Annotated in this window: 22 protein-coding genes; 8 read left to right on the top strand and 14 right to left on the bottom strand. The window is 69.2% G+C overall.

Annotated features, from left to right (window positions below):
- Positions 1 to 74: 74 nt before the first annotated feature.
- Together AVL48_RS29230 and AVL48_RS29225 are read right to left on the bottom strand one after the other, a co-directional pair.
- The gene (locus AVL48_RS29230) at positions 75 to 1,538 is read right to left on the bottom strand and encodes a benzaldehyde dehydrogenase (protein ID WP_061983512.1); all 1,464 of its coding nucleotides are present in this window, start codon (positions 1,536 to 1,538) and stop codon (positions 75 to 77) included.
- Positions 1,539 to 1,637: 99 nt separating this feature from the next.
- A complete protein-coding gene (locus AVL48_RS29225) occupies positions 1,638 to 3,377 on the bottom strand; it encodes a glycerol-3-phosphate dehydrogenase/oxidase (RefSeq protein WP_061983511.1) in 1,740 nt (579 codons plus the stop codon).
- A 234-nt stretch (positions 3,378 to 3,611) separates the two neighbouring features.
- Between AVL48_RS29225 and AVL48_RS29220 the strand changes: the two genes are divergently transcribed.
- A complete protein-coding gene (locus AVL48_RS29220; RefSeq protein ID WP_177242256.1) occupies positions 3,612 to 4,367 on the top strand; it encodes an MIP/aquaporin family protein in 756 nt (251 codons plus the stop codon).
- Positions 4,368 to 4,380: 13 nt separating this feature from the next.
- Positions 4,381 to 5,895: a glycerol kinase GlpK gene (glpK, locus tag AVL48_RS29215; protein ID WP_061983510.1), complete on the top strand. Its 1,515-nt coding sequence runs from the start codon at positions 4,381 to 4,383 to the stop codon at positions 5,893 to 5,895.
- Between the two features lie 62 nt (positions 5,896 to 5,957).
- Here the strand turns inward: glpK and AVL48_RS39255 are convergent, their stop codons facing one another.
- The 5 genes from AVL48_RS39255 to AVL48_RS29190 all read right to left on the bottom strand — a co-directional run bounded on the left by AVL48_RS39255 (position 5,958) and on the right by AVL48_RS29190 (position 10,199).
- Positions 5,958 to 6,548, bottom strand: coding sequence for a hypothetical protein (locus AVL48_RS39255; protein WP_063816547.1), 591 nt, complete (start codon positions 6,546 to 6,548; stop codon positions 5,958 to 5,960).
- A 300-nt stretch (positions 6,549 to 6,848) separates the two neighbouring features.
- Positions 6,849 to 7,394: a hypothetical protein gene (locus AVL48_RS29205; RefSeq protein ID WP_061983508.1), complete on the bottom strand. Its 546-nt coding sequence runs from the start codon at positions 7,392 to 7,394 to the stop codon at positions 6,849 to 6,851.
- A gap of 5 nt (positions 7,395 to 7,399) precedes the next feature.
- On the bottom strand, positions 7,400 to 8,074 hold the full coding sequence (locus tag AVL48_RS29200) for a class F sortase (protein ID WP_061983578.1): 675 nt from the start codon (positions 8,072 to 8,074) through the stop codon (positions 7,400 to 7,402).
- Between the two features lie 168 nt (positions 8,075 to 8,242).
- Positions 8,243 to 8,689, bottom strand: coding sequence for a hypothetical protein (locus AVL48_RS29195; RefSeq protein ID WP_061983507.1), 447 nt, complete (start codon positions 8,687 to 8,689; stop codon positions 8,243 to 8,245).
- Between the two features lie 106 nt (positions 8,690 to 8,795).
- Positions 8,796 to 10,199 (bottom strand): NAD(P)H-quinone dehydrogenase, encoded by a 1,404-nt coding sequence (locus tag AVL48_RS29190; RefSeq protein WP_061983506.1) that lies wholly within the window; start codon positions 10,197 to 10,199, stop codon positions 8,796 to 8,798.
- Between the two features lie 127 nt (positions 10,200 to 10,326).
- On the opposite strand from AVL48_RS29190, the gene AVL48_RS29185 reads away from it, so the two are divergent.
- Complete coding sequence (locus AVL48_RS29185; protein WP_208616241.1) at positions 10,327 to 10,779, top strand: gamma-glutamylcyclotransferase; 453 nt, start codon at positions 10,327 to 10,329, stop codon at positions 10,777 to 10,779.
- 170 nt (positions 10,780 to 10,949) lie between these two features.
- Here the strand turns inward: AVL48_RS29185 and AVL48_RS29180 are convergent, their stop codons facing one another.
- The 5 genes from AVL48_RS29180 to AVL48_RS29160 form a co-directional block, all read right to left on the bottom strand.
- Positions 10,950 to 12,260 (bottom strand): amidohydrolase, encoded by a 1,311-nt coding sequence (locus tag AVL48_RS29180; protein WP_082857787.1) that lies wholly within the window; start codon positions 12,258 to 12,260, stop codon positions 10,950 to 10,952.
- A 239-nt stretch (positions 12,261 to 12,499) separates the two neighbouring features.
- Positions 12,500 to 12,808, bottom strand: a complete 309-nt coding sequence (locus AVL48_RS29175; protein ID WP_061983504.1) for a hypothetical protein — start codon at positions 12,806 to 12,808, stop codon at positions 12,500 to 12,502.
- Positions 12,809 to 12,865: 57 nt separating this feature from the next.
- Positions 12,866 to 13,864, bottom strand: a complete 999-nt coding sequence (gene meaB, locus AVL48_RS29170; protein WP_061983503.1) for a methylmalonyl Co-A mutase-associated GTPase MeaB — start codon at positions 13,862 to 13,864, stop codon at positions 12,866 to 12,868.
- A 3-nt stretch (positions 13,865 to 13,867) separates the two neighbouring features.
- Positions 13,868 to 16,036 carry a methylmalonyl-CoA mutase gene (scpA, locus tag AVL48_RS29165; protein WP_061983502.1) on the bottom strand — a complete coding sequence of 723 codons (2,169 nt, stop codon included), beginning with the start codon at positions 16,034 to 16,036 and terminating at the stop codon, positions 13,868 to 13,870.
- Entirely contained in the window at positions 16,036 to 17,907 is a 1,872-nt protein-coding gene (locus AVL48_RS29160) for a methylmalonyl-CoA mutase family protein (RefSeq protein WP_061983501.1), read from the bottom strand. The genes scpA and AVL48_RS29160 overlap by 1 nt, the downstream gene beginning before the upstream one ends.
- A gap of 132 nt (positions 17,908 to 18,039) precedes the next feature.
- On the opposite strand from AVL48_RS29160, the gene AVL48_RS29155 reads away from it, so the two are divergent.
- Entirely contained in the window at positions 18,040 to 19,845 is a 1,806-nt protein-coding gene (locus AVL48_RS29155) for a serine/threonine-protein kinase (protein ID WP_061983500.1), read from the top strand.
- A 106-nt stretch (positions 19,846 to 19,951) separates the two neighbouring features.
- Here the strand turns inward: AVL48_RS29155 and AVL48_RS29150 are convergent, their stop codons facing one another.
- Entirely contained in the window at positions 19,952 to 20,608 is a 657-nt protein-coding gene (locus AVL48_RS29150) for a MerR family transcriptional regulator (RefSeq protein ID WP_063816546.1), read from the bottom strand.
- A 119-nt stretch (positions 20,609 to 20,727) separates the two neighbouring features.
- Between AVL48_RS29150 and AVL48_RS29145 the strand changes: the two genes are divergently transcribed.
- From AVL48_RS29145 to AVL48_RS29135, 3 genes are read left to right on the top strand one after another with little or no spacing between them, the layout of a single operon-like run.
- Positions 20,728 to 21,702 carry a hypothetical protein gene (locus AVL48_RS29145; RefSeq protein WP_061983498.1) on the top strand — a complete coding sequence of 325 codons (975 nt, stop codon included), beginning with the start codon at positions 20,728 to 20,730 and terminating at the stop codon, positions 21,700 to 21,702.
- Entirely contained in the window at positions 21,699 to 22,127 is a 429-nt protein-coding gene (locus tag AVL48_RS29140) for an ABA4-like family protein (protein ID WP_061983497.1), read from the top strand. Before AVL48_RS29145 ends, AVL48_RS29140 begins: the two co-directional genes overlap by 4 nt.
- A complete protein-coding gene (locus tag AVL48_RS29135) occupies positions 22,124 to 22,909 on the top strand; it encodes a purine-nucleoside phosphorylase (RefSeq protein ID WP_061983496.1) in 786 nt (261 codons plus the stop codon). The genes AVL48_RS29140 and AVL48_RS29135 overlap by 4 nt, the downstream gene beginning before the upstream one ends.
- A gap of 69 nt (positions 22,910 to 22,978) precedes the next feature.
- On the opposite strand, the gene AVL48_RS29130 is transcribed toward AVL48_RS29135, so the two are convergent.
- Complete coding sequence (locus tag AVL48_RS29130) at positions 22,979 to 24,133, bottom strand: glycosyltransferase (RefSeq protein WP_061983576.1); 1,155 nt, start codon at positions 24,131 to 24,133, stop codon at positions 22,979 to 22,981.
- Between the two features lie 29 nt (positions 24,134 to 24,162).
- Between AVL48_RS29130 and AVL48_RS29125 the strand changes: the two genes are divergently transcribed.
- Positions 24,163 to 25,800, top strand: a complete 1,638-nt coding sequence (locus AVL48_RS29125; protein ID WP_061983495.1) for a phospho-sugar mutase — start codon at positions 24,163 to 24,165, stop codon at positions 25,798 to 25,800.
- Positions 25,801 to 25,806 lie beyond the last annotated feature (6 nt).

The following is a 25,806-nucleotide window of genomic DNA, read 5'->3' as shown; positions in this document are numbered from 1 at the left end:
CCCCCGCATTTCGTCCTCTAAATGCGGTAGTACGTAGTGCCAACTAGCGCGTTTAGAGGACGAAATGCGGGGGGTCAGAAGGGGTAGGTCGGGGGTGGGTTGCGGACGGTGACCCAGCGCGTCTCGGTGAAGGCCTCGATATTCGCCGCCGCCCCACCGAAACGGCTTCCGGTGCCCGAAGCGGCGACACCACCGAACGGGCTGTTCGCCTCATCGCTGACGGTCTGGTCGTTGATGTGCACGATCCCGGTCGGGACGCGGTCGGCCAGCTCCAGTCCTTTGAGGACATCGCGGGTGACGATTCCCAGCGAAAGCCCGTATTCGCTCGCCGTGGCGAGCCGGACGGCCTCCTCCGCGTCGGAAAACCGCACGACCGGCGCGACCGGGCCGAAGATCTCCTCGGCGACCGCGGGCGCCGTCGGCGGCACGTCGGCGAGCACCGTCGCCGCGTAGAAGAGCCGGTCGTACTCGCCACCGGTGGCGATCCGCGCGCCCGCCGAGACGCTGGCGGTGACCAGATCGTGGATCTTGTCCCGCTGCCCGGCGTCGATGATCGGCCCGAGCGCGACCTCGTCCCGCGCCGGGTCGCCGACCCGCAACGCGGCCGCCTTCGCCGCGAGCCGCTCGACGAAGTCGTCGTACAGCCGCTCGTGCACGAGGTGCCGTCCGGTGGTCATGCAGATCTGGCCCTGATGGAAGAAGGAGCCGAACGCGGCGACTCCGGCGGCTTCGTCCACATCCGCGTCATCGAGCACGATGAGCGCGGAGTTCCCGCCCAGCTCCAGATGTGCCCGCTTCAGCTGCTTCCCGGCGAGTTCGCCGACCTTGCGCCCGGCACCGGTCGATCCGGTGAACGAGATGACCCGGACCGCCGGATGCGTCACCAGCGTTTCGCCGACGTCCGCGCCGCCCGGCAGCATCTGCAGCACTCCCGGCGGCAGGCCCGCTTCCTCGAAGATCCGCGCGAGGACGACGCCACCGGTGACGGCGGTGCGCGGGTCCGGCTTCAGGATGACGGCGTTGCCCAGCGCGAGCGCCGGGGCGACCGAGCGGATGCCGAGGATGATCGGCATGTTGAACGGCGAGATCACCGCGACGACACCGGCCGGGACGCGGCGCGCCATCGAAAGCCGCGGCTCTTCGCTCGGCAGGAGTTCGCCGTACGGACGGCCGGGCAGCGCCGCCGCTTCGTAGCACTCCTGCTCCGCGACGTGCAGCGAAAAGCCCGCGACTCCCGGCACGGCGCCGACCTCGCGGACGTTCCACCAGCGGATCTCGTCGGCGTACTCGGACCACAGCCGGGCGGCCTTACGCAGGACGGCGGCCCGCTGGACGTGCGGCGCCGCCGCCCAAGCCCGCTGCGCCTCGGCCGCGGTCTCCGCCGCTTTCGCGGCGTCCTCGGCCGAGGCGATCCCGACGCTTCCGAGCACCGCACCGGTCGCGGGCTCCGTGACGTCACGGGTGCCACCGGAGCCGGGCACCCAGGAACCTCCGGCGAAGATCCGGTCCGTCCACGTCGACGAGTCGAGAAACACCACAGGGCCGCCTTCCGTATCGGGGGACGGCCGACGCTATGGCAGATTCACCGGATCAGGCAATGATCCCTGCGCGCTCGGCACAGCACTCGGCAGGAAGAATCAACTCACCGGTTCGATGATCCCCGAGCGCGCTTCCGGCGCGGCCGAACGCAACGCGTCCGCGGCTTCGTCGCTCGGCTGCGACTGGGACTCCCGTTCCGCGTCGACCCGTGCCTTGTAGACCTCGACCTCGCGCTTCTCCTGGTCCTTCGACCAGCCGAGCACCTCGCCCACCAGGGTGGCGACCTGCGCGGCGCAGTCGACGCCGCGGTGGGCGTACTCGATCGAGATCCGCGTCCGGCGCGCCAGGACGTCTTCCAGGTGAAGCGCGCCCTCGTGGCTGGCCGCGTAGACGACCTCGACACCGAGATAGTCCGGCGCGTGCTCCAACGGCTTCAGCAGTTCCGGCCGCCCTTCGCCGAGCGCGAGGACTTCATGCACCATCGAGCCGTACCGGTCGAGGAGGTGCCGGACGCGGTACGGGTGCAGCCCGTGCTCGCTCGCCAGATGGTCGGCCTGGTTCACCAGCGCGTGGTACCCGTCGGCGCCCAGCAGCGGCACCTTGTCCGTGATGGACGGCTGCGGCCTGCCGGGAAGGTCGACGGCCGCGGCGTCGACGGCGTCGGCCGCCATCACCCGGTAGGTGGTGTACTTCCCGCCGGCGATCGCGACCAGTCCCGGTGCGACCCGGGCGACCGCGTGCTCACGCGAAAGCTTCGACGTCTCTTCGCTTTCCCCGGCCAGCAATGGACGGAGTCCCGCGTAGACGCCCTCGATGTCGTCGTGCGTCAACGGGGTCGCGAGCACCGTGTTGACGTGTTCGAGGAGGTAGTCGATGTCGTGTTTCGTCGCGGCCGGATGCGCGAGGTCGAGGTTCCAGTCGGTGTCGGTGGTACCCACGATCCAGTGATTGCGCCACGGGATGACGAACAGGACGGACTTCTCGGTGCGCAGGATCATGCCCGATTCCGAGACGATCCGGTCGCGCGGGACGACGATGTGCACGCCCTTGCTCGCCCGGACGCGGAACCGGCCGCGGCCGCCGGAAAGCCGCTGCAGTTCGTCGGTCCAGACGCCTGTGCAGTTGACCACCGCGGAAGCGTGGATCTCGGTCTCGCGGCCGTCCTCGACGTCGCGGACGCGGACCCCGGAAATACGGTCGGCCTCGCGGAGGAAACCGACCACCTGGGTGGAGGTGCGCACGACCGCGCCGTAGTGCGCGGCGGTGCGGGCGACGGTCATCGTGTGCCGCGCGTCGTCGGATTGCGCGTCGTAGTAACGGATCCCGCCGATCAACGCGGACCGCTTCAGCGCGGGCACCATCCGCAGCGCACCCGCGCGGCTCAGGTGCTTCTGGCCGGGGACCGACCGCGCGCCGCCCATCGTGTCGTACATCAGCAGGCCGGCCGCGGTGTACGGACGCTCCCAGATCCGGTGGGTCAGCGGGTACAGGAAGCTGACCGGCTTCACCAGGTGCGGGGCGATCGTCGTCAGCATCAGCTCGCGTTCACGCAGAGCTTCCCGGACCAGACCGAATTCCAGCTGTTCGAGATACCGGAGCCCGCCGTGGAAAAGCTTGCTGGACCGGCTCGACGTGCCCGACGCGAGGTCGCGCGCTTCGACGAGGGCGACCCGCAGGCCGCGAGTGGCGGCGTCGAGCGCCGTACCGGCCCCGACCACTCCGCCGCCGATCACGACGAGATCGAACTTGTCCTCGCCCAGTCGCTGCCAAGACTCTTCCCGCTTGAGCGGTCCCAGCCTGGCGGGGCTGTTTTCGGCTTCGCGCTGAGAGCTTGCCACGTGACATTCCTCCTTGTGCCGCTGTGACTCCAGCATCGCACGATCGGCCGCGACCGGTCCGTTGTGCGGGTGACACGTGTGGCGTAACCCTCGTCGATCTTGGAAGGATTGGTGCCCACGACGCCTGGAAGGAACAAATACGCGACGGTAACGTGCCACGGACGTGGGTCGGCAAGGGCGCCGTAGCACACCGTGTTCGACCCTGCGCGGAATGTCCAAAGTGGAGGTCAAGCGGTGAGTGTGGGAGCCATATTCGTCTGGGAGCTGCTGGGAACGGCGGTCCTGATCCTGTTGGGTAACGGCGTGGTCGCCAACCACGTCTTGCGCAAGAACAACGGCCACAACGGTGGCGTCGTGATGATCACCCTCGGCTGGGCGTTCGCGGTCTTCACCGGCGCCAGCATCGCCGCGCCGAGCGGCGCGCACCTCAACCCCGCGGTGACACTGGGGCTCGCCATCGCGGACAAGACGAAATGGGCGGACGTCCCGATCTATTTCGCCGGCCAGCTGGTCGGCGCGATCCTCGGCGCCGTGCTCTGCTGGGCGACCTACAAACTGCAGTTCGACGACCACCCGCAGCGCGACGAGACCCTGGGGATCTTCTCGACCGCGCCGCAGATCCCGAACAGGGCCTGGAACCTCGTCACCGAGATCATCGGCACCTTCGTGCTGGTGGCGTGGATTCTGCTCAGCCCGGTTTACGCCAACGCCACGGGGGAGAACGGAACGCCGAGTTTCGGCAACTCCGCGCTCGGTTACGCGGGTGTAGCGTTCGTCGTGCTGGTCATCGGCCAGTCCCTCGGTGGCCCGACCGGTTACGCCATCAACCCGGCCCGGGACCTCGGCCCTCGCATCGCGTACGCGTTCCTGCTGCCCATCAAGAACAAGGCCAACCCGAACTGGGGTTACTCCTGGATCCCGGTCGTCGGCCCGCTGGTCGGCGGCGCCCTGGCCGCCCTGCTGTTCCTCGCCGTCCACAACCTGACCTGAGACTGGAGCTTCGATGACTTCGTACGTAGCCGCGATCGACCAGGGCACCACGTCGACCCGCTGCATGATCTTCGACCACTCCGGCCGGGTGGTGGCCGTCGACCAGCGGGAGCACGAGCAGATCTTCCCGAAGGCGGGCTGGGTCGAGCACAACGCCGAAGAGATCTGGGAGAACACCCGCGCGGTCGCGGCGGGCGCGCTCGCCAAGGGAGACCTGGTCGCCGGCGACATCGTCGCGGTCGGTATCACCAACCAGCGCGAGACCACCCTGGTCTGGGACCGCACCACCGGCAAGCCGGTGTACAACGCGATCGTGTGGCAGGACACCCGCACCGACAAGATCGTCAACGACCTCGGCGCGCTCGGTGGCGGGCAGGAGCGTTACCGCGAGAAGGTGGGCCTGCCGCTGGCGACCTACTTCTCCGGACCGAAGATCAAGTGGATCCTCGACAACGTTGACGGTGCCCGCGAGAAGGCCGAAGCGGGTGACCTGGTCTTCGGCAACATGGACACCTGGGTGCTGTGGAACATGACCGGCGGGGTCGACGGCGGTGTGCACGTCACCGATCCGACGAACGCCTCGCGGACCATGCTGATGGACCTCGACACCCTGACCTGGGACGCCGGGATCGCCGAGGAGATGACGATCCCGCTGTCGATGCTCCCGGAGATCCGGTCGTCTTCGGAGACCTACGGCAAGGTCCGCGAGAAGGGCGCGCTGGCCGGTGTCCCGATCGCGGGCATCCTGGGCGACCAGCAGGCCGCGACGTTCGGGCAGGCGTGCCTTTCGCCTGGTGAAGCGAAGAACACCTACGGCACGGGCAACTTCATGCTGCTCAACACCGGCACCGAGAAGGTCATGTCGAACAACGGGCTGCTCACCACGGTCTGTTACAAGATCGGCTCGAACGACACGGTGTACGCGCTCGAAGGGTCGATCGCGGTCACCGGTTCGCTCGTGCAGTGGCTGCGGGACAACCTCGGCCTGATCGGCTCCGCGGCCGAGGTCGAGGAGCACGCCCGCACCGTCGAGGACAACGGTGGCGCGTACTTCGTCCCGGCGTTCTCGGGCCTCTTCGCGCCGTACTGGCGCTCCGACGCGCGCGGCGCGATCGTCGGGTTGACCCGGTACGTCAACAAGGGCCACATCTCGCGGGCGGTCCTGGAGGCGACGGCGTTCCAGTCGCGCGAGGTCATCGACGCGATGAACGCCGACTCCGGTGTCCCGCTGAAGTCACTGAAGGTCGACGGCGGCATGGTCGTCAACGAACTGCTCATGCAGTTCCAGGCCGACATCCTCGGTGTGCCCGTGATCCGCCCGGTGGTCAACGAGACCACCGCGCTCGGCGCGGCCTACGCGGCCGGTCTCGCGGTCGGCTTCTGGAAGAGCGAAGACGACATCCGCAACAACTGGGCGCAGGACAAGCAGTGGGACCCGTCGATGGACGAGGCCCGCCGCGAAGCCGAGTACCGCAACTGGAAGAAGGCCGTCACCAAGACCTTCGACTGGGTCGAAGGCGAAGACTGATTCCGAGTACATGAAGGCCCCCTTGCTTGCGCCTGGCGCAAGCAAGGGGGCCTTCATGTACTTCAGTCGAGCGCGCCGCCGCCGGTCTGCGGAGCGCCCTTCGGCGTGACCTTCACCTGCGGCTGCTTGCCCGGCGAGGACGGCGGTGTCCCGCACGACTTCGTCAACGCCGCCGGGACGACAGCATGCGAACTGGAGGGCGGTGCGCTGCTGGGCGGCTCACTCGAACTCGACGGCGGCTTGCTGCTCGACGGCGGTGCCGTGCGCGACGGCGTCGTGGGCAGGCAGGCGACCTCGAACTCGACGGTCGCCGTCCCGCTGGCCGCCGGGAGGTTCGGTCCGCCGTCGCAGTGGAAGCTCGCCTGGAATTTGCCGATCTTCGCGCCCGCCTTGCCGTGCCCGAGGTATGGCGCCTGATTCCCCGAACCAGGTTGGACTTCGAGCGTGACCGGACCCGCCAGTCCCGGCGACGTCACCGCGGTGCGGGTGCCGTGACAACTCGCCGTGAAGTCGAGTGCCTGCCCCGGCGCGACCTTCCCCGAGCTGACCCAGAGTTTCGGCGGCGGCGCTGTCGCGGCCGCCTGCGGCGCGATGAGCACCCCCGCCGTCATCGCGAGCAGACCCGCGCCCGCGACGATCGTCTTCATTCCCATGAACTTTCTCCCTCAGTGCGTGCCCTCGCATCAGGAACACGATCGGGAAGGGGAATCGGTTGCCTTGACGGGGAAAGGAATCGTGAGGGATCGGCCGGTAGTGAAGGCCAGCGCGATGCCCCGCACGCCACGTTTGCCTTACCCCTATAACTGTCAATAGGCACCCAAAAGTGGCGCGTCCGTGAAGGCCTCCTTCCCTACCTTGAGAGTAGGGAAGGAGGCCTTCACGGACTTCCTGGCCTGAGGCTTCCGACGAGGGCAGCGATGTCCCACGACATAGGCGCCGGCCTCACTCACGAGTCAGTGAGTCGTGCCCCCGCCACCGGTTTGCGGAGCCCCCACCGGAATCTTCGAGACCTGCCGCCCCGAGGCCGGTTTCACCGCAGGGCCCGGTTTCTCAGGAGCCGGCCCCGGACCCAGAGTCGGTTTCGGCGGCTTGTTCGACGAAGCCGGCTTCGCCACGATTTGGAGATTCGCCGTCATCGTGGTCGTCTTGCAGGTCGCCGTGATCGCGTAGAAGCCCGGCCTCGCTTTGTCACTGAGCTGCGCGACGGCGCCGTGGATCACCGGATCGGGATTCGTGACCTCGAATTTCCCGATGTGGTCGAACACCATCGATTTCACCTCGCCCAGTTCGCCGACCGGGCAGCCGACCGAGACCAGGATGTCCTCCCCCGCCATCGCCTGCCGCGGTGAGAGGCCGAGGAACGGGTACGGATCCGCCTTCGGGCTCGCGGTCGTGGTGGGCGACGGGCTCGGCTGGACGTCGTCCTGCGCGTATGCGGCGGCCGGGACGGCCAGCGCCACTCCGCACGCCACCGCCAGGGCGGACCGGTACCTGATCATGGCACTCACCTCGCGTTCAGCCGAGCGAAAACGATGATGTTGTCGAGATAGTTGTGCGACGCCTTGTCGAAGAACCCGCCGCAGGTGATCAGCCGCAGTTCCGGCGCGGTGGTGTCGCCGTAGACCGCGTCGGTGGGGAACTTGTCCTTCGCCACCCGCTCGACCTTCGTGACCGTGAACTCGGCCGTCGTGCCGTCCTTGCGCGCGATCGAGACCTTGTCACCGGGCGCGAGCTCCTTCAGCCGGAAGAAGATGCCCTTCTGTTTGTTCCCGTCGACGTGCCCGAGGATCACCGAAGGCCCGACCTCCCCCGGGGTCGGGCCGTTCAGGTACCAGCCCGCCTGCATCGGCTGGGTCACCGGCGGCACCTCGACGGTGTTGTCCGGGTTGAGCCCGAGCGGGATCAGGCTGGACTTCGCCTCGATCTTCGGCACGTCGATCGACACCGGGTCGGCCTTCGGCATGCCTTCGACGGCGGCCCCGCCCTCGGCCTCCGTGCCCGGCGCGCGGGGCACGGAGCTCGGCACCGCCGCCGACGTCTCCCCCGCGACCTGCGGCGCGGCGGCCTGCCCGGTCTCCCCCGGACCGGACAGGACGAAGGCCAGCGTCGCCAAGATCGCCAGCAGGACGACGGCGAGCGCCAGCGGCGCCCGCCATCCCCGTAACCAAGTCGACTTCATCTTCACCCCTGTCGTGAATCCGTGGCGGGGTGACGCGAGCCGATCCCGCCCCCAGGCCGGGACCGGCTCGTGGTCGGCCCCACCCCTGCCTGACGCCGTACGCGCCCGCGTGGTTGCCCGCTTTCATCACGAAAAGGTCGCGAATGCCCTGGCCGGAAACGAGGGGCCTCAGGAGGCCATACTGCCGTCGCCCGCGCGAGCACCGCCGGAAGGCACCGCGCTCACCTGCCGGGGAGGAACGGAAAACGTTGCCGTATAAGGCTTTCCGTTGCAGTTGACGGTCAGCGGGTAGGTGCCGGGTGCCGTGCCCACCTTGAGTTCGACCTCGGCGCTGACGTTCGCCGGGACCCCGATGAGCGGGCCGTAGTCGTACTTCCCGACGGTGAGGACAGGCGAAGAGAACGTCGTCGACTTCGGCGCCTTCAGCCCATCGCCGGGGCACTGCGCCAGCGCGACGTTGGAGTCACCGTGGACGTACTTGTTGACGAGTCCGAGTTGATAGGCCGTGTCGTCGTTGAGCTGCACCGTGACACCGGAGCCGGGCCGGGGGTCGGGCTGAGGCTGCCGCGCGAGGCCGGTCGCCGGACCCGCCAGCACCGCCGCACCGATCGCCATCACTCCGAAAAGCACCCTGCGAACCACGAAAACCCCTAGCTGTCACCGAAACTCTGACACGCGCTAGACGCGGACACCCCCGCCGCGGTTGCTCCTCCGGCGAAGATCAGTCCAAGTCGTCGTGGCGCATGAGCTGGCGGCCTGCCTCGGTGATCGACCCCGAGAGCGACGGGTACACCGAAAATGTCAGTGCCAGGTGTTCCACTGTGAGCTGGTTCTGGACGGCGAGCGCGATGGGAAGGATGAGTTCGCTGGCCGTCGGCGCCACGACCACCCCACCGACGACCACGCCGGTGGCGGGGCGGCAGAACAGCTTCACGAAACCGCGTCGCAGGCCTTCCATCTTCGCGCGGGCGTTCGTCGCGAGCGGGAGCATGATGGTGCGGGCGGGCACCTCACCCGAGTCGATCGCCTGCTGGCTGATGCCGACGGTCGCGATCTCGGGGTGGGTGAACACGTTGGCGGCGACGGTCTTGAGCTTGATCGGCGCGACACCTTCGCCGAGCGCGTGCCACATCGCGATGCGGCCCTGCATGCTGGCCACCGAGGCGAGCATCAGCACACCGGTGCAGTCGCCGGCGGCGTAGATGCCGGGCGCGCTGGTGCGGGAGACCCGGTCGACCCCGATGAAGCCGCCGGGGCCCGGCTCGATGCCGACCTTCTCCAGGCCGATGTCGGCGGTGTTGGGCACGGAGCCGACGGTCATCAGCGCGTGGCTGGCTTCGATCACGCGGCCGTCGGAGAGGTGGATCTCGACGCCCTTTTCGGTGCGCTCGACCTTGTCGGCGCGCGCGTGCTTGACGACCGTGGTGCCACGCTGCGAGAAGACCTCTTCGAGGACGGCGGCGGCGTCGGCGTCCTCGTGCGGGAGCACACGGTCGCGGCTGGAGACGACGGTGACCTTGACACCCATCTCGGTGTAGGCCGAGGCGAATTCGGCTCCGGTGACACCCGAGCCGATGACGGCCAGGTGCTCGGGCAGCTCGCGCAGGTCGTAGAGCTGACGCCAGTCGAGGACGCGCTCGCCGTCCGGCACCGCGCCGGGCAGCACCCGCGGGGTGGCGCCGGTCGAGATGAGGACGACGTCGGCGTCGAGCACCTCGACGGAGCCGTCGGAGGCGGTGACGGCGACCTTGTGGGTGGCGAGGCCGGTCTCTTCGTCGTCGAAGCGGCCCTGGCCGATGACGACGCGGACACCCTCACGCTGCACCCGCGCGCGGATGTCGGCGGACTGCGCGAGCGCGAGGCCCCTGACCCGGCCGTGGACGGTCGGGAGGTCGACACTGGTGTCGGCCATGTCGGTGTTGATGCCGAGTTCGCGAAGGTCGTGCATGTTCGCGAGAGCGCCGGAGGAGGCGATGAAGGTCTTCGACGGGACACAGTCGTAGAGCACGCACGCGCCGCCCAGACCGTCGCGTTCGACGATCGTGACGTCGGCTCCGTGCTGGGCCGCGACCAGTGCCGCTTCGTAACCGGCGGGGCCTCCGCCCATGATCACGATCTTGGTCACTGGTCTCCTCCTCTTAGCCGTGTCTGTGACTGCGTTTACCGTACGCGGGCGACCGCTGGGCATATTGAGTGGCCGGACACGGCATGTGCGTCCAGCCGGGTGACCGACGGGTCGCTAGGCTGTGGCCGTGCCGTTGTATGCCGCGTATGGATCCAATATGGAGCCCGCCCAGATGTTGGAGCGCGCTCCCCACTCGCCCATGGCCGGCACCGGCTGGCTGGAGGGCTGGAGACTGACCTTCGGCGGCGAGGACATCGGCTGGGAAGGCGCGCTGGCGACCATCGTCGAAGACCCCGGTTCCCGGGTCTTCGTGGTGCTGTACGACGTCACCCCGCTGGACGAGGACGGCCTCGACCGCTGGGAAGGCGGCGAGCTCGGCGTGCACACCAAGATCCGGCTGCGGGTGCAGACCATGGACGGGTCCGTCCTGCCGTGGCTGTACGTCCTGGACGCCTATGAAGGCGGCCTTCCGTCGGCCCGCTACCTCGGCGTTCTCGCCGACGCCGCCGAGGCCGCGGGCGCACCCGCGGACTACGTCGAAGCGCTCCGCACCCGCCCTTGCCGGGGTATCACCGGCTGATTTCACCCCTGTGGATACTTCGGCCGCGAAAGCCGTCCACGGCATTCACCCGACCTGATGAAAAGTCGGGCTTTCGCCTGCTCTTGCCCCGAATTCAGCACACACCACAGGCCCCCGGAAAAGCCTTCCGGGAGCCTGTGGACAACTCTGAAAACTGTGGATAACCCGGTTCAGGCCAGGGTGGCCAACGCGGTGTGGACCAGCGTGCGGACCCCGCACAGAAGCGCGCGCTCGTCCAGGGTGAAGGTCGGGCGGTGGATGTCGGCCATCGGGCCTTCACCGGGCCACACGCCGAGCCGCGCGAAGGCGCCCTGGACGTGCTCCAGGTACCACCCGAAGTCCTCGCCACCGGACGACTGCTCCGTCTCGGCCACGGCGCTCTCGCCCAGCGCGGCTTCGACACCGGCGCGCATCAGCGCGGTCGATTCCGCGTCGGAGACGACCGGCGGGACGCCGCGGCGGTAGTCGAGCGAGAAGCCGACCCCGCTCGGCGCGAGCAGCGACTCCACCGAAGCCGCGACGAGCGGCTCCAGCATCGTCCAGACCTCGTGGTCCGCCGTCCGGAGCGTGCCGCGGAGCACCCCGTCCTGCGGGACGGCGTTCGCGGCCTGCCCGGCGTGCACCGCGCCCCAGACCAGCACGGTCCCGGAGCGCGGGTCGACGCGCCGCGACAGCACCGCGGGCAGCGACGTGATCACCGTGCCGAGCGCGTGCACCAGGTCGGCGGTCAGATGCGGCCGCGAGGTGTGGCCGCCCGGCGAGGTGAGCCGCAATTCGATGATGTCCGCGGCGGACGTCATGGCGCCTTCGCGCAGACCGACCTTGCCGACCTCGAGCCGCGGGTCGACGTGCAGCCCGTAGATCCGCTCGACGCCTTCCATCGCGCCCGCGGCGATCATGTCCAGCGCACCGCCGGGCATGACCTCCTCGGCGGGCTGGAAGATCAGCCGGATCCGGCCGGGCAGCTCCGGCGCCCCCGCCAGCGCCCGCGCCGCGCCCAGCAGGATCGCGGTGTGGGCGTCGTGGCCGCACATATGCGCGGCGCCGTCGGTCTTGGAGGCGTACGGGAGCCCGGTGGCCTCGGTCAGCGGCAGGGCGTCCATGTCGGCGCGCAGCGCGACACAACGGCCACCACCGGCGTCGTCGCTCCCGATGTCACAGACGACACCGGTGCCGCCGGGCAGTACCCAGGGCTTGAGCCCGACCGAGCGGAGCAGGGACGTGACCATTTCGGTCGTGGCGAACTCGTGGCGGGAGAGCTCCGGGTGCGCGTGGATGTGCCGGCGCCACGCGAGGACGTCGGTGGCGTTCGCGCTGAGCCAGTCGTCGAGCCAAAAGGGGCCACGTCCGGCACCCAGATCATGCACAGGTGCCATGCTGACGCCGGCCTCGGAAATCAGCGCGGTGGGCGCCTCTATAGGGGCAACGACGCGACCCTCGGGGTCGCCTGGAATGTCCGGACGTGAATCGAGCACCGTCACGCCGCACCTCCTCCCGCAACACAGTTGCCTTCGTCTACCACCGTACGAGTGGTCGCTGAAGACACGCTGGGTGCCGTTCGATCTGTGATACGCATTTGCGCTAGATCGTGCACCATGCAGATGACAAGCCGCTCGTCGAGTGATCGAGCCCTAGACGGCCGGTAGTGGATCTGCGTTGAACGGCTACGAGGAGTTCAGCCCGGACTAAGCGGAGAGCTCTACTACTTACCGGTAGCGGTTCAGGACTTTTTCTTCTTGGCGCGGGTGCGGCGACCGAGGATCACGAGCCCGAGCAGCACCGCCGCGACGATACCGGCGATGATCTTGTTCTTGGTCTCCTGGCTGTTGGCCTTGTCGGTCTCGGCGGGGTCGAGCACCGGTCCCGGCTGCGCCTGCGAAGGCACCGCGTGCACCGCCGCCGCCCGCGTGATCCCCGCCGACGCGGCCGGGATCTCCGAAAACGGCGCGGCCTGCGCGACCGGAGCGCAGACGAGAGCCCCGGCGGCGATCAGCCCGGCCAGCTGTCCGAGGCGAGACCTTTTCGGCATGACTCCCTTTCGTCGGCAGAGTGCGAATCCGATTCTGCACTCTGCCGCGTTCCCGCGTCAGCCGCCACGCGGAGGACCGGAAAACGCCGCCAAGATCCGCTGGGCGGCCAGTGTCGGGGTCAGTTCCCCGTCCCGGACCGCCCGTTCGACGTCCGGAACGACCGCTCGCACGTCCGGATGCGCGGCGAGGTTTCCGAGAAGCTGTTCCCGGACCATGGCCCAGGTCCACTCGACCTGTTGCCGCCGTCGCCGTTCGTCCAGTGCGCCGGACGCGAGCAGAACGTCGCGGTGACGGCCGATCTCGGCCCACACCTCGTCCAGCCCGACGTCGGTGAGCGCGCTGCACGTCAGCACCGGCGGGGTCCATTCGGCCTCGCGTCCGTAGATCATCCGCAGGGCCCCGGAGAGTTCGCGGGCCGCGCGCTTCGCTTCTCGTTCGTGGTCGCCGTCGGCCTTGTTGACCGCGATGACGTCGGCGAGTTCGAGGACGCCCTTCTTGATCCCCTGCAACTGGTCGCCGGTCCTGGCCAGCGTCAGGAAGAGGAAGCAGTCGACCATGTTCGCCACGGTCACCTCGGACTGCCCGACGCCGACGGTCTCGACCAGCACGATGTCGTATCCGGCCGCTTCCATCAGGACGATCGTTTCGCGGGTCGCCCGCGCGACACCGCCGAGAGTCCCCGAAGTCGGCGAAGGACGGATGAACGCCTTCGGGTCCACCGCTAGCCGCGCCATCCGGGTCTTGTCGCCGAGGATCGAGCCGCCGGTCCGCGTCGACGACGGGTCGACGGCCAGCACGGCCACCTGGTGCCCGGCCTCGGTCAGATCCGTGCCGAGCTGGTCGATGAAAGTCGACTTGCCGACACCGGGCACCCCCGTGATGCCGACGCGCCGCGCGCCGCCCGCGTGCGGGAGCAGCTCGACCAGCAGTTCCTGCGCCTGCGCCCGGTGGTCCTCCCGGTTGGACTCGACGAGCGTGATCGCCCGGGAAAGCAGGCCGCGGTCACCCGCGAGGACCCCCTTGGCCAGCGCCTCGACGTCGATCTTGCGCGGCAAGGTTCAGGACTCCTGCGCGGTCAGCTGTCCGATGAGGTCGATCGCCGCTTCGGCGATCACCGTGCCGGGGCCGAAGATCGCCGCCGCGCCCGCCGCGCGCAGTTCCTCGTAGTCCTGCGGCGGGATGACGCCGCCGACCACGACGATGATGTCCTCGCGGCCCTGTTCGGCGAGTTCGGCGCGCAGCGCGGGGACCAGCGAAAGGTGCCCCGCCGCCAGCGACGAAACGCCGATCACGTGCACGTCGGCCTCGATCGCCTGCCGCGCGACCTCGCCGGGGGTGGAGAACAGGGGACCGACGTCGACGTCGAACCCGATGTCGGCGAAGCCGGTCGCGATCACCTTCTGGCCGCGGTCGTGGCCGTCCTGGCCCATCTTCGCGACCAGGATCCGGGGACGGCGGCCTTCTTCCTCAGCGAAACTCTCGACCAGTTCACGAGCCCGTTCGACGTTCTCGGCCTTGCCGACCTCCTCGCGGTACACACCGGAGATGGTACGAATCTGACCGGAGTGGCGCCCCCAGATCTTCTCCAGCGCGTCGGAGATCTCCCCGACCGTGGCCTTCGCCCTGGCGGCGTCGATGGCCAGCGCGAGCAGATTGCCGTCGGCCTGCGCGCCCGCGGTGAGCCGCCGCAGCGCGTCCTGCGTCGCGTTCTCGTCGCGCTCCTCACGCAGGCGCCGCAGTTTCTCCAGCTGCTGCGCGCGCACGCCGGCGTTGTCGACCTTGAGCACGTCGATCTGCTCGTCGTCGGTCACCTGGTACTTGTTGACGCCGATCACCGGCTGACGACCGGAGTCGATCCGCGCCTGGGTGCGCGCGGCGGCCTCCTCGATGCGCAGCTTCGGGATGCCCGCGTCGATCGCCTTGGCCATCCCGCCCGCCTGCTCGACCTCGGTGATGTGGCCCCACGCCTTGCGCGCGAGGTCATAGGTCAGCTTCTCGACGAAAGCGCTGCCACCCCACGGGTCGATGACGCGGGTGGTGCCGGATTCCTGCTGCAGCAACAACTGCGTGTTCCGTGCGATGCGGGCGGAGAAGTCCGTCGGCAGCGCGAGGGCCTCGTCGAGGGCGTTGGTGTGCAACGACTGCGTGTGTCCCTGGGTCGCCGCCATCGCCTCGACACAGGTGCGGACGACGTTGTTGTAGACGTCCTGCGCGGTCAGCGACCAGCCCGAGGTCTGCGAGTGGGTCCGCAGGCTCAACGACTTCGTGCTCTTGGGTTCGAAGCCCTTCACGAGCTTCGCCCACAGCAGCCGCGCGGCACGGAGCTTCGCGACCTCCATGAAGAAGTTCATGCCGATCGCCCAGAAGAAGGACAAGCGCGGCGCGAACTTGTCGACGTCGAGACCGGCCTCGACACCGGCGCGGATGTACTCGACGCCGTCCGCGAGCGTGTACGCCAGCTCCAGATCGGCGGTCGCCCCGGCTTCCTGCATGTGGTAGCCGGAGATGGAGATCGAGTTGTACTTCGGCATGTTCCGCGAGGTGAACGAGAAGATGTCCGAAATGATCCGCATCGACGGCTGCGGCGGATAAATGTAGGTGTTGCGGACCATGAACTCCTTGAGGATGTCGTTCTGGATGGTCCCGGCCAGCTTGTCCGGCGTGACACCCTGTTCCTCGGCCGCGACGACGTAGAGCGCGAGCACCGGCAGGACGGCGCCGTTCATGGTCATCGAAACGCTCATCTTGTCGAGCGGGATGCCGTCGAAGAGCTGGCGCATGTCGTAGATCGAGTCGATCGCGACGCCCGCCATGCCGACGTCACCGGCGACGCGCGGGTGGTCGGAGTCGTAGCCGCGGTGCGTCGCGAGGTCGAAGGCGACCGAAAGGCCCTTCTGCCCGGCGGCGAGGTTGCGACGGTAGAAGGCGTTCGATTCCTCGGCGGTGGAGAACCCCGCGTACTGGCGGATGGTCCACGGCTGGTTGACGTACATCGTCGGATACGGGCCGCGCAGATACGGCGCGATACCGGGGTAGGTTCCGAGGAAGTCCACTCCGGACAGATCGTCGGCGGTGTAGACCGGTTTGACGCCGATGCCTTCCGGCGTCTCCCAGGCGAGCGCGTCGGGGCCCTTGCCGGTGGCGGCATGAAGGGCTTCGGTCCACTGAGGACGGTCGGCGGGGCCGGGGGTGCCCAGGTCGACACCGGCGAAGTTCGGGATGGTCATCACTGCACTCCGAGCTCGTTCAACGTGCCGGTCAGGACTTCGAGGGCGTCACAACCCGTGAAGAGGTAGTCCGTGATGTCCGGGTAGTCGCCGGGTTTTCCGGCGAGCAGCACCGACGTGGCGCCTGCTTCCTTCAACGCCTTCGCGACGCTGGCGGCTTCTTCCGCGTAGGAGGTGTCACTCCCGCAGAGACAGGCGATTTTCGTTCCACTGGCCCGGAATTCCGCGACGATATCCTCGGTCGCGCCGGGGTTGACGGCTTCGATCCCGCCCGCTTGGAAGAGGTTCGCCGCGAAACTCGCCCGCGCGGTGTGCGCCGCGACCGGGCCGAGGGTGGCGAGGAAGACGCGGGGACGGCTGGGCTGCGCGTCCGCCCGGTCCCGCAGGGCTTCGAACGCCTCGGCGTACCGGTGCCGCGGCAGACCACCGCCGGGCAGGTCGCCGACCGGGTCGCGAACGACCCCTTTTTCCGTCAGGTTGGGGAATTCGCTCACCCCGGTGATCGGGTCGCGCCGGGTCGCGATCCGCTTCGACCGCTTCTCCCAGGTCTCAGCGAGACGTCCGGCGAGTGCGCCGGAGGCCAGTTCGGCCTCGATCCCGCCCGCGGCTTCGATGGCGGTGAACTCGTGCCAGGCGGCCTTGGCCAGTTCGCCGGTGAGGTTCTCGACGTACCAGGAGCCGCCTGCCGGGTCGATGACACCGGCCAGTTTGGACTCCTCCAGCAGGACGGCGTGCGTATTGCGCGCGATCCGCGCGGAGAAGGCGTCCGGCTGCCCGATCGCGGCGTCGAACGGGAGCACGGTGATCGCGTCCGCGCCACCGACCCCGGCGCCGAAACAGGCGACCGTCGTGCGCAGCATGTTCACCCACGGATCGCGCTGGGTCAGCATCGCGGGCGAGGTGACCGCGTGCTGCCGCATACCGGAAGCCTTGCCGCCGGAAACCTCGGTGACCCGGGCCCACAGGCGCCGCGCGGCGCGGAACTTGGCGATCGTGAGGAACTGGTCGGCCGTGGCGGCGAGCCGGAATTCGAGCTGTCCGGCCGCGGTGTCGACGGCCAGGCCCGCTTCGGTGAGCGCGCGCAGGTAGGCGACGCCCGCCGCGATGGCCGCGCCGAGTTCCTGCGCGTCCGAGCCGCCCGCCTCGTGGAACGGCAGGCCGTCGGCGACGATCGTCCGCACCTTCGGATGGCTCTTCGCGACGCGGGACGCCAGCTGAGCGGCGGGCGCGAGGGGGTGCGCCGTGCCGGTGCGCGCGGTCAGGCCGATCGGGTCGGCGCCGAGGGTCGCGGTGACCGCGCTCGCCGGGATCTCGCGTTCGGCGAAGATCTCGAACAACGCGGTGGCCGCGGCTTCGTACTCTTCGCCCGCGTCGAGGGTGACAGGCGCGAGGTCGACGTAGACCTCGTTCAGCGCGTCGGCCAGCTCGGCCACGGGCACCCCGCCCGCGCCCGCGCGCAACCAGACAGAGCTGACGCCGCCTTCGAGGTCGGCGAGGATCGCGGTGTTCGTGACCTTGGCGTCACGGCGCGCGTATCGGGCGCGGACGTCCCACCCCGTCGTCACCGAACCTTCTGGACGAGCGCTTCTCACAAACGGCGGAAGACCGGGGAAGCCGGTCTCCCCGACCGTGTCCTCGGCGGTGTACAGCGGCTGGATCTCCAGGCCGTCATACGTCCTCGTGACCAACTTGCTTTCGGGCAGTCCGTCGAACGCCTCGTCGATCGCGCCGCTTTTGCGCAACACCCCGGCGACGAGCTCTCGCCACTGCTCCCGGCTCGCTTCCGGGAACTCCGCCGCGAGCTTGAGCACCTCGGGCGCGTCGGGCTCGTCAGGGGTCCGCACTGACTCCGTCTCGGCCACTTCCGTCATAACCAACGATGCTAACGGCCCTCAACTACCCCTACCTGTGACGCTAGTCGCGCTGAGGGGTGGCTCGGCCGTTCACTCCGACAGGGCACGGCGCATCAGCCCGCCACAGGGGCATACGACACAATTGGGGCCGTGCCGTCCGACCCCACCGAGTCCAGCGAGAGCCCCGGCGAAGAGACGCGTGTCGTCGCCGGGCGATACCGGTTGCGCTCGGTCATCGGATCAGGGTCGATGGGCACGGTCTGGTCGGCCTACGACGAGTTCCTGCACCGTCCGGTCGCGGTCAAGGAAGTGCGGCTCCCGCCCGGCGTCCCGGCTTCGCAGGCCGACGAACTGCGGGAACGGACTCTGCGCGAAGCCCGCGCGATCGCCGTCCTGAGCCACCCCAACGTGATCATCCTGCACGACGTCGCACGCGAGAACGACGAACCGTTCGTGGTCATGGAGCTGCTGCCGTCACGCAGTCTCGCGCACATCCTGCGCGACCACGGGCCGCTGACGGTCGAGCAGGCGGCGGCGGTCGGCATCGCGGTGGCGTCCGCGCTCGAAGCCGCGCACGCCGCCGGGATCACCCACCGTGACGTCAAACCGGGAAACGTCCTGGTCGCCGGCGACGGCCGCATCAAGCTCACCGACTTCGGAATCGCCCGCAACGTCTCCGAAGCCACCATGACCCGCACCGGGATGATGCTGGGCTCCCCCGCCTACATCGCGCCCGAAGTCGCCTCCGGCGGCGCGGTCGTCCCCGCCGCCGACCTGTGGGGTCTCGGCGCGACGCTGTTCGCCGCCGTCGAGGGCTCACCGCCCTACGACGCCGACGGTGACCCGCTCGAAACCGTCGGGAAGGTCGTCAACGGCAAGGTGCCGAAGCCCGGCCCCGGCCCGCTGTCCGACGTCATCGGCGCGCTCATGAAGAAGGAGCCGTCGAAGCGGATCACGCTGCGCGAGGTGCGGCGCCGCCTGTACCCGTTGCAGGCCAAGACGCTGATCGACCTCTTCCCCGCCGAGCTGTTCCACACGCCCGACGGCAAGAAGACCACCGCGCATCTGGACGCGACCGACACCCAGGTGATCAAGACGGTCGCCCCCGAGAAGCCGTCGGATGGTACGAGTTCCCAACTCGCCGCCGACCCCGGGCCGCTGCCCTTCCTGCGCCCGTCCGAGCCCGCCGCGGAACCCCGCTCTCCGGAACCCCGGTCTTCGCAAGACCTCGCCGAACTCGCGCCGATGCCGACGGTCACGCCGACGGCGCCGCGCCCGCCGGGCCGGTCGACGGCGGCCACGGTGGTACTGGCGATCGCGTCGATCGTCGTGTTCCTTTTGGCCGCCGGGGGCGGATTCGTCCTGGCCAGGGCCGTCGGCGGAGAGGACCTGCGGCCGCCGGCCGCGCTGGAACAGGGCGACACGATCATGCCCCAGCCGCCGCCGAAGCTGATCACTCAGCAGGGTGACGCCAGCATCGTGAACGGCGTCAAAGGCGGCCGGTTCAGCATCGGCGTGCCGGAAGGCTGGAAGAAGTTCGTCGCACCGCACGTCACCAAGGGTCTGGCGAGCACGGTGGTCCAGTACGTCTCACCCGACGGCCGTCAGGTCATCCGGGTCGAGCGGCTCGGCGGTTTCCTGTCCGACGCCCCGCCACCCGCCTACTTCAGCTGGCTGAAGTCGCAGCATCCGGAACTCTCGCTCGTCGGCGAACCCGGCACCGTGCCCGGCCGGGGAACGGAGAGCATGCGGTACGTCTACCGGACGATCGAACGCTCCGCCGGCGCGACCAGGGACGCCACGAACGACACCATCAGGCGCACGACGTTCATGGACCTGTTCGGCGTGGGCACGGACCTGTGGATCGTGTCGGTGACCGCGCCGATCGAGCAGGAGTCGTCGGCGAAGACGGCGATCTTCGAGCCGGTGGCGCAGTCACTCACCGTCGACGGCTAGCTCCGTTGATCGAGCTCATGCCGATCACGACCCGCGGACCGGCAACCCGCACAAGCTCCACACCAGTGGTCGAACAAAGACGAGTCCCCAAGGGGCCTCACGGACCTCAGCCGCCAGAACCCGGCTCGTCGTCGACGGCCAGCCGGGCGAAGTGCTCCTTCGAGGCACGCTGCTGCGCCAGCCTCCGCAGTACCGAAAGCAGCCTGTCGCCGAGCACGGTCTCCACGACGGCGATCTCGATGATGCGCTCCAGCGACTCGACTCCGGCGATGCCCTGAAGGTCGAGGTCGGCCGTCCGGTCGGCGACCTCGGCGTACTCGTCGAGTTTGTCGAGGTACCAGCCGTGCCCCACGTCCCGGATCGCGCACAGGACGCCGACCAGGGCCTGGATGATCAGATCGTCGTCGTCCTTGCAGGGCCAGCCGCGGCGCTCGGCGAGGTCGCGGACGGTGGCGAGTGCCCATTGCCGGCTTTCGTCGTCGACGACCTGGCGGGCGCTCGTGAGGCCGTCCTGCGCGATGCCGAGGATGCGGTGGGGGCTGACCTTCCCCTCGTCGACGGCGGCCAGCACCTCGCCGACGGTCGCGAGCGAGAGGCCGCCGATGTCCATCAGCGCCCTGATCAGCTTGATCCGCTGGACATGCCCGTCTCCGTACTGGGCCTGGTTGGGGCTCGTCCGCTCCCCCGGCGGGACCAGCCCCTCCCGCAGGTAGTACTTGATCGTGGCGACCGGGACCCCGGCCTTTTCGCTCAGTTCCGCCATCCGCACGCGTTGTCACTCCGATCTCAGGGACGGTTCAGGGTCAACCCTGAAGACGTCTCAGGATGGATAGTTTAACTTCCCATAACGGAGAGCTTGACTATCCATTCTGGGAGGGACCCATGACCATCTTGACCGATCTTCGCGAGAGAACCCGCACCTGGCACCGGGGTTCGTATCGCTTGGCCCAGGCCTTCGCGGTGATCACCGTGCTGTGCGTACTGGCCATGCTGATCGACCAGCGAACCCTGAACGGCGCGCCGCTCTGGGCGAAACCGTTCAAATTCGCCGTTTCCGCCGCGCTGTACTTCTTCACCTGGAGCTGGCTCGTCTCGCTGTTGCCGAAGTTCCGGCGGACCGCGAACTGGCTGGCGAACACCCTCGTCGTGATCTTCGCGGCCGAGTACGTGCTGGTGGTGTTCCAGACCGTCCGCGTCCGGGCGAGCCACTTCAACGCCGAAACCTCGTTGGACAACACGATCTTCCAGGTCATGGGCGGGATGATCGCCATGCTGTGGGTGATCAACCTCGTACTGACGATCGCCATCCTCTTCACCCGGCTCCCGGACCGCGCGACGACGTGGGCGGCCCGGATCGGCGCCGTCCTCGGCATGGTCGGGATCTCGCTGGCGGTCCTGATGAACGGGCCCACCCCCGAACAGCAGGCCGCGCTCGACGCGACGGGGACTTCCACGATGATCGGCGCGCATACGGTCGGCCTCCCCGACGGCGGCCCCGGCCTGCCGATCCTCGGCTGGAGCACGGTCGGCGGCGATCTGCGGATCCCGCATTTCCTCGGTTTGCACGCCCTCCAGGCACTTCCGCTGCTCGCGCTCGCCCTCGGCGTCCTGGCCGCGCGCTACCCGCGACTCCGCGACGGCCTCGTCCGGACGCGCCTGGTGCTGGTCGCCGGTGCCGGATACGCGGGCCTGCTCGCCCTGCTCACCTGGCAGGCCTTGCGCGGCCAGTCGATCGTCGCTCCCGACGGTCAGACGCTGACGGCCTTCGCCCTGCTCCTGGCCGGTGTGGCCGTCAGCGGGCTGATCGCGATCGGGCGGCCGTCGACGGATCGGGAGCTGGAGGCCTCACCGCGATGAGCGTCGGGACCTTGTTCACCTGGACCTTCCCGATCGCCACGCCCTTCTGGCTGCTGATGATCTTACTGCCGGGCTGGTCGTGGACCCGCCGGATCCTGTCCTCGCCGTGGGTGCCGCTGCTGCCGCTCGTGCCGTACTTCGCCCTCGCCATCGCGCACTTCGGCGAACTGTGGACGGCGGTGAGCAGGCCGGATCTGGACGTGCTCAGCGCGTTCACCGGATCGCCGTACGGGGCGGCGACGATCTGGGCCCACCTGATCGCCTTCGACCTGTTCATCGCGCGGTGGATGTACTTCGAGGCCCGCGAGCACCGGATCCATCCGCTGGTGGCCGGCCCGATCCTGGCGCTCACGATCTTCTTGTCCCCGTTCGGGCTGGTGGCGTTCCTGCTCGTGCGAACCGTCCGGATACGCTCGTCGGCATGAGTGAGAACGAGGTCGCGGCGGCCGCCGCCATCGCCGAACGCACCGGCGTCGAGAAGCACGACATCGCCGTCGTGCTCGGTTCGGGCTGGCGCCCGGCGGCGGACGTCATCGGGGAGCCCGAGGCGGAGATCCCGCTGGGCGAACTGCCCGGCTTCGTCGCGCCGGGCGCGGTCGGACACGGGGGAACCGTCCGATCGGTCCGGGTCGGCGAGAAGCGCGCACTGATCCTGCTGGGCCGCACGCATTTCTACGAGGGCAAGGGGATCGACCCGGTCGTGCACAACGTGCGCACCGCCGCGGCGGCGGGCGCGCGGACGGTGCTGCTGACCAACGCGGCGGGCGGGCTGCGCGAAGGGTTCCGCGTCGGCCAGCCGGTGCTCATTTCCGACCACCTGAACCTGACCGCGCGGTCGCCGATCGTCGGCGCGAACTTCGTCGACCTGACGGATCTCTACTCGAAGCGGCTGCGCGACATCGCCCGGACCATCGATCCGTCGCTGGAAGAGGGCGTGTACGCGGGGCTGACCGGACCGCATTTCGAGACTCCGGCGGAGATCCGGATGCTGCGGACGCTCGGCGCCGACCTCGTCGGCATGTCCACGGTGCTGGAGGCCATCGCCGCCCGCGCCGCCGGGGTCGAGGTCTTCGGGCTTTCGCTGGTGACCAACCTGGCGGCCGGGATGACCGGGGAACCCCTGAACCACCAAGAGGTCCTCGAAGCGGGCCGTCAGTCGGCCACCCGCATGGGCACCCTCCTCAAGGAACTCGTCGCCCGCGCGTGACCTCTTCGCGCGTGCAGGCCCCTTCCCTCGGCTGAGCAAGGGAAGGGGCCTGCACGCGCTTGTGCGGTTTCAGCCCGCGAACTCGGGCAGCCGCGCGGCGACCTCCGCCGGTGACGGCATCGCGGCGACCTCGTCGGCCAGTTTCCGCGCGGCAGCACGGACGCCGTCGTCGGCGAGCAGCTTTCGCGACTGCTCGAAAATGGCGTCCTCGGTGCCTTCCGCGCCGATGAGCTGACCGCCGACCCCCGCCGCGACCACGGCTTCGGCGTTCGTGAACTGGTCCGCGCCCTGCGGGAGCACCAGTTGTGGCAGAGCGGCGCCGAAGGCCCCCAGCGTCGTCCCGCTGCCACCGTGGTGGACCACGAGGTCGACGTGCGGCAGGAGTTCGGTCTGCGGTACCCACGCCTCGACGCGTACGTTCGCCGGGACTTCGCCCAGTTGTGCCGGCTCCACCGTGGGACCCGCGGCGACCACGACGTCCGCCTCCAGCCGCGCGAGACCGGCGATGGCCCGCTTCAGCACGCCCTCGTCGCCGAAAGCGGTGCCGAGCGTCAGGTAGATCAGCGGACGGCTCTTGTCGCGCCCCACCACACCGGCCGGGAGGTCACCCGGCTCGGCCCAGCCGACGGGACGCAGCGGAATCCTGTTCGTCTCGGCCAGGAAATCGGGCGACTGCACCGATTCCGGGCAGATGTCGATGACGGGATCCCCGAAGGAAGTCAGCTTGACGCCATCGACCCCGATCTCGTTCGCGTAGTCCTCGATGTGGCCGTTGATGATGTCCATGACCTCGCCCGGCGAAACCCGGCCGAAACCGTGCCCGATCGCGGGAATCCCGGCGAGCCGGGCGGCGATGGCGCCACCCGCGTTGCCGCTTTCGTACACGACCAGATCCGGCCGGTGCCGCTCCAACAGCGGCGTCAGATCGGCGACGAACCGCCGTGGCAGCACATTTCCGAACACTTGCCCGATAACGGGATAAAACGACTCCGGCGGGGCGGTCGGATCACGGGGCGGAGCGTCGGGACCGAAGAACGAAGCGAACGCCTCGCGCATCCCGAATCCGGCGCTTTCCCAGGCCAGACCCGCCTTTTCGACGACCGGCCGCATGTCCTCACCGGTGGCGAAGAGTACGTCGTGCCCGGCGTCGCGCGCGGCGACGGCGAGCGGTAGTAGGGGATAGAGATGACCATGACTCACCAGAGAAGTGAAGATCAATCGCACCTTTTCCAAGGTACCCGTAGGCTGGCTCGGTGACGACTTCCTTGACCCCGGCTCTCCGGGATCGGGCTTTCCGCTGGATCGCCGACGATCCGGACGACGGTTCCCGCGTCGAACTGCAGAACATCCTCGCCCGCGCGATGGGCGGCGAAGCCGACGCGGCGGACGAACTCGCGGACCGGATGGCCGGTCCGCTCGAGTTCGGCACGGCCGGGTTGCGCGGTCCCGTGCGCGCGGGTCCCAACGGAATGAACGTCGCGGTCGTGACGCGCACGACGGCCGGGGTCGCGGCCTGGCTGAGCGCGCGAGGACATTCGGGCGGCGTCGTGGTGGTCGGCCGCGACGCGCGGCACGGTTCGGAAGCCTTCGCCTCGGCCGCCGCCGAAGTGCTGACGGCCGCCGGATTCGCGGTGAAGGTGCTTCCGAGGCCGCTGCCCACTCCGGTGCTCGCGTTCGCCGTGCTGGAACTCGGCGCGGTCGCCGGCATCCAGCTCACCGCATCGCACAATCCGCCCGCCGACAACGGTTACAAGCTTTACGACGCGACCGGCGGCCAGATCGTCCCGCCGTCGGACGGTCAGATCGAGCAGGCCATCGAAGCCGCTTCCCCCGCGATCGGCGTACCGCGCGCGCCCGGCGCCGAGGTACTGGGCGACGAACTCCTGGACGCCTACCTCGACAAGGTCGCGCTCCTCCCCCGCGGCACGGAACGGGAGATCAAGGTCGCCGCGACGGCGCTGCACGGCGTCGGCGCGGAGACCCTGCGCGCGGCGTTCGACCGCGCCGGGTTCACCGATCTGCATCAGGTGACCGAGCAGGCGACACCGGATCCGGACTTCCCGACGGTCTCCTTCCCGAACCCGGAAGAACCGGGCGCGACGGACCTCTTGCTGGCGCTGGCGTCCGAAGTGGACGCCGATCTGGCTGTCGCGCTCGACCCCGACGCCGACCGATGCGCGCTGGGCGTACGCGAGCGGGACGGTTCGTGGCGGATGCTGCGGGGCGACGAAACCGGCGTCCTGCTCGGCTGGCATATTCTGTCCACTGTGGACACCGAAGACCCGTTGGTGGCCACGACGATCGTGTCGTCGTCGATGCTCGGTGAGATCGCGACGGACTTCGGGGCGCGCTACGCGGAGACCTTGACCGGGTTCAAGTGGCTGGTCCGCGCGGGCGAGAGGCTCGTGTTCGCCTACGAAGAAGCGCTCGGCCTCTGCGTGAACCCCCATTTCGTGCGGGACAAGGACGGCATCTCCGCCGCCGTGTTCGCCGCCGGGCTGGCCGCCTCCCTGCGCGCGGCGGGCCGCGGGCCGCTGGACGTCCTCGACGAACTGGCCGTGCGGCACGGGGTACACGTGACGGATCAGGTCTCGCTGCGGGTCACCGACCTGTCGGTGCGGGAGAAGCTGATGGCCGGCCTGCGCGCCGCTCCCCCGGCGGCGGTGGCGGGCACCGACGTCACGATGGAGGATCTCCGGCCCGGCGCCGACGTCCTCCGCCTGACCGGTGAAGGTCTGCGCGTCGTGATCAGACCGTCGGGAACCGAGCCGAAGCTGAAGGCGTATCTCCAGGTGAAGCAGCCGGTTTCCGGCGACCTCGCCGAAGCACGCGCCACCGCGGAGACCCGGCTGGCCGCCCTCCGGGCCGACATCGAGGCCCGGCTGGCCTGACAATCG

Source organism: Amycolatopsis regifaucium (assembly GCF_001613935.1).
Taxonomy (GTDB): Bacteria; Actinomycetota; Actinomycetes; order Mycobacteriales; family Pseudonocardiaceae; genus Amycolatopsis; species Amycolatopsis regifaucium.
The sequence above is the reverse complement of the archived record's forward strand: the minus strand, read 5'-3'. Positions and strand labels throughout refer to the sequence as shown.